This window comes from Archangium sp. (assembly GCF_036388035.1).
GTDB lineage: Bacteria > Myxococcota > Myxococcia > Myxococcales > Myxococcaceae > Archangium.
The window spans coordinates 1-2,686 of sequence record NZ_DASVSO010000586.1 but is presented as its reverse complement, the minus strand read 5'-3'; the positions used below and the strand labels follow the sequence as shown (position 1 = coordinate 2,686).

The following is a 2,686-nucleotide window of genomic DNA, read 5'->3' as shown; positions in this document are numbered from 1 at the left end:
CAGCTCATGTGGGCCTCCACGCTGGCCGGCATCGCCTTCGGAAACGCCGGTGTGCACGCGCCGCACGGCATGGCCTACGCCGTGGCCGGGCTGGTGCGTGACTTCCGCCCCTCGGGCTACCCCCAGGGCGAGCCCCTGGTGCCGCACGGCATGGCCGTCATCGTGAATGCCCCGGCCGTGTTCCGCTACACCGCGCAGGAGAGCCCCGAGCGCCACCTGGAGACGGCGCGGTGGCTGGGCGCGGACGTGCGCGGCGCCACGCCGGGTGACGCGGGCGAGGTGCTCGCCGGGAAGCTCATTCACATCATGCGCGCGGTGGGCATTCCCAACGGCCTCGGCGGGGTGGGCTACACCGAGGCGGACGTGGCGGCCCTCACGGAAGGCGCCTATCCGCAGCAGCGCCTGCTACAGAACGCCCCCCGGGAGATGACCCGGCCCGTCCTCACCGACCTGTTCCGCCAGGCCCTGCGCTACTGGTAGCCCCCCGGAGACTTCCGACATGTCCGACACCGAGACCGCGGACCGCTACCGCTACTTCCTGCCCATCACCACCCGGTGGATGGACAACGATGTCTACGGCCACATCAACAACGTCACCTACTACAGCTACTTCGACACGGTGGCGAACCACTACCTCATCCACGAGGGCGGCCTGGACATCCTCACCAGCCCCATCATCGGCCTGGTGGTGGAGTCGCGGTGCACCTACCGCGCCCCGCTCGCCTACCCCGACACGCTCCGGGCGGGCCTGCGCGTGGACAAGCTCGGCAACCGCTCGGTGACGTACGGAATCGGCATCTTCAAGGAGGGCGAGCAGCAGCCCGCGGCCCACGGGTACTTCGTGCACGTCTTCGTGGACCGCCAGTCGCGCAAGGCCACCGCGATGCCCGAGCGGCTGCGCGAGGCGCTCGCGCGCATCTCCGTGGCCTGAAGGGTCGTCGTCCGAGGCTACCCGGCGAGCCTGTCCCGCACGTCTCGCAGGAGCGGCTCGAGCTCGGGGTCCGGAGTCGACCGCCGACGCTGGGCCTCCTGGAGCAGCGCGAGCGCATGGCCGAGCCGGTGGGCCACTCCCACCGCATCTCCGCGCTGCTGGAGCAGCTCCGCCTCGGCGCTCACCAGCTTCGCCAGCGCCTTGATCTTCTCCGGCTGCCCGAGCAGCTCCGCCACCGAGCCCGCGTCGATGGTGATGAGCATCCGGTACTCCATGCCGAACAGGGACAGGCTCGTCTGGTGGACGAGGTCGAGCGCCTCCTCGGTCCGCTGGGCCTTGCCCGCCTTGAGGATGGCGGCGAGCGCGGCCACCAGCTTCTCGATCATCCGCTCGATGTAGTCCTCGCGGATTCCAGCCATGGGGCACCGCTCCTCTCGGGTAGGCCCTCCGGACCGGAAGGCTCACCAACGTAAGGGTGTTTCCGACGTTGGCAAACCGGACCGGAGGGGAGCTCCCGGGGGTGGAGACACGCACCCCGTCTCAGCCGTTGTCGCTCACCGGAGGCGCGTCACGCCGCTCGCTCACGCTCGACTCGTCGGCGCCGTAGCCGCCGATGCCCTTCTGCTTGATGCCGTCCTCGCCCACGTCCTGGTCCGCCACGTCCCGGCGCTCCACACCGTCCGGCTGGTGCCGCGACTCACGCTCCAGCGCCTTCGCGTCCTTGTCGAGGCGCGGGTTCTGCGTGCCCTGCACCGCGTCGCCCTTGTTCTCCGCCATGGCTTTCTCCCGTCACAGAGGAGCCCCGCGCGCCATCGCGCGAGGCCCGGTGATGAGGGAAAGGTCCGAAGCCTTCCGGCAGTCGACAAGAGCCCGACCCACGCCCCGCTGGCTGCTCTCCTGACGAGGGGGGTGCGCAAGCTCTCGGGAATGCACGCACGAGCTGCCACTTCATTCGCCGCACGCGGGCCCCCGCTCCCGCTTCGGGGGCGAGGGCCGCACGGCCACGGCGCGCTAGCTCTTGTACTTCACCGAGCAGCCATACGGCTCGGTCGTCGCAGCCGGCACCGGCTTGCCGGACAGGAGCGCGTCCACCGCCGTCTTCACGTGGTTGGTGATGCCCTCCTTCTTGTTGCCGCGCGGGTCGTCGTCGATGGCGCCCGCGTAGCGCACCACGCCCTGCTCATCGATGACGTACATGTGCGGCGTCGTCTTGGCGCCGTAGGACTTGCCCACCGTGCCGCTCGCGTCCTGGAGCACCGGGTAGGTGAAGCCCTTCTCCTTCTTCCAGGCCGCGGACTTCTCCGCCGCGTTGCCCGAGGTGGAGTCCACCGCCAGCCACACCACCTTGTTGGCGTCGAAGCCCGACAGCGTCTTCTTCATGGTGCCCGCCGTGTAGTGGCGCTGCACGAAGGGGCACCCGGGGTTGGTCCACTCCAGCACCACCACCTTGCCCTTGTACTGCGACAGCGAGTGCTCCTTGCCAGCCTCGTCCTTCAGGGTGAAGGCCGGAGCGGGTTTGCCCACCTGGGCGGTGGTCTCGGCGGCGAGGGCCGCCAGGGGCAACATCACAGCGAGCGCGACTGCGGCGAAGAAAGGCTTCATTCGGTCAGCTCTCCTCTGGGTTGGTACTGCGGAAACTCGTGACGGCTACCTCGCGTCGGCCACCCGCCCGGCCGCGCGGCGCACGGCCTCGACGACGGAGTCGGTGGTGAGCAGCTCGGGCAGCACCTCGGGCTTGTCGGGCGCCGCGGGGCT

The 2,686-nt window shown here is 70.0% G+C and carries 4 protein-coding genes and 1 pseudogene; 2 read left to right on the top strand and 3 right to left on the bottom strand.

Going from position 1 to position 2,686, the window contains the following annotated elements; all coding sequences use genetic code 11:
• Both VF697_RS23930 and VF697_RS23925 read left to right on the top strand, forming a co-directional pair.
• Positions 1-480: pseudogene (locus tag VF697_RS23930) on the top strand (iron-containing alcohol dehydrogenase); the annotation flags it as partial.
• 19 nt (positions 481-499) lie between these two features.
• Positions 500-931 carry a thioesterase family protein gene (locus tag VF697_RS23925; RefSeq protein WP_331098771.1) on the top strand — a complete coding sequence of 144 codons (432 nt, stop codon included), beginning with the start codon at positions 500-502 and terminating at the stop codon, positions 929-931.
• A gap of 17 nt (positions 932-948) precedes the next feature.
• Here the strand turns inward: VF697_RS23925 and VF697_RS23920 are convergent, their stop codons facing one another.
• The 3 genes from VF697_RS23920 to VF697_RS23910 all read right to left on the bottom strand — a co-directional run bounded on the left by VF697_RS23920 (position 949) and on the right by VF697_RS23910 (position 2,533).
• The gene (locus VF697_RS23920) at positions 949-1,350 is read right to left on the bottom strand and encodes a hypothetical protein (RefSeq protein ID WP_331098769.1); all 402 of its coding nucleotides are present in this window, start codon (positions 1,348-1,350) and stop codon (positions 949-951) included.
• Positions 1,351-1,471: 121 nt separating this feature from the next.
• Positions 1,472-1,708 carry a hypothetical protein gene (locus tag VF697_RS23915; RefSeq protein ID WP_331098767.1) on the bottom strand — a complete coding sequence of 79 codons (237 nt, stop codon included), beginning with the start codon at positions 1,706-1,708 and terminating at the stop codon, positions 1,472-1,474.
• Positions 1,709-1,942: 234 nt separating this feature from the next.
• Positions 1,943-2,533: a thioredoxin family protein gene (locus tag VF697_RS23910; protein ID WP_331098765.1), complete on the bottom strand. Its 591-nt coding sequence runs from the start codon at positions 2,531-2,533 to the stop codon at positions 1,943-1,945.
• Positions 2,534-2,686 lie beyond the last annotated feature (153 nt).

What these genes read in the sequence shown, in the direction of transcription:
- VF697_RS23925 (WP_331098771.1), top strand. Translation starts at nt 500, where the DNA reads ATGTCCGACACCGAGACCGCGGACCGCTACCGCTACTTCCTGCCCATC.
- VF697_RS23920 (WP_331098769.1), bottom strand. Translation starts at nt 1,350, where the DNA reads ATGGCTGGAATCCGCGAGGACTACATCGAGCGGATGATCGAGAAGCTG.
- VF697_RS23915 (WP_331098767.1), bottom strand. Translation starts at nt 1,708, where the DNA reads ATGGCGGAGAACAAGGGCGACGCGGTGCAGGGCACGCAGAACCCGCGC.
- VF697_RS23910 (WP_331098765.1), bottom strand. Translation starts at nt 2,533, where the DNA reads ATGAAGCCTTTCTTCGCCGCAGTCGCGCTCGCTGTGATGTTGCCCCTG.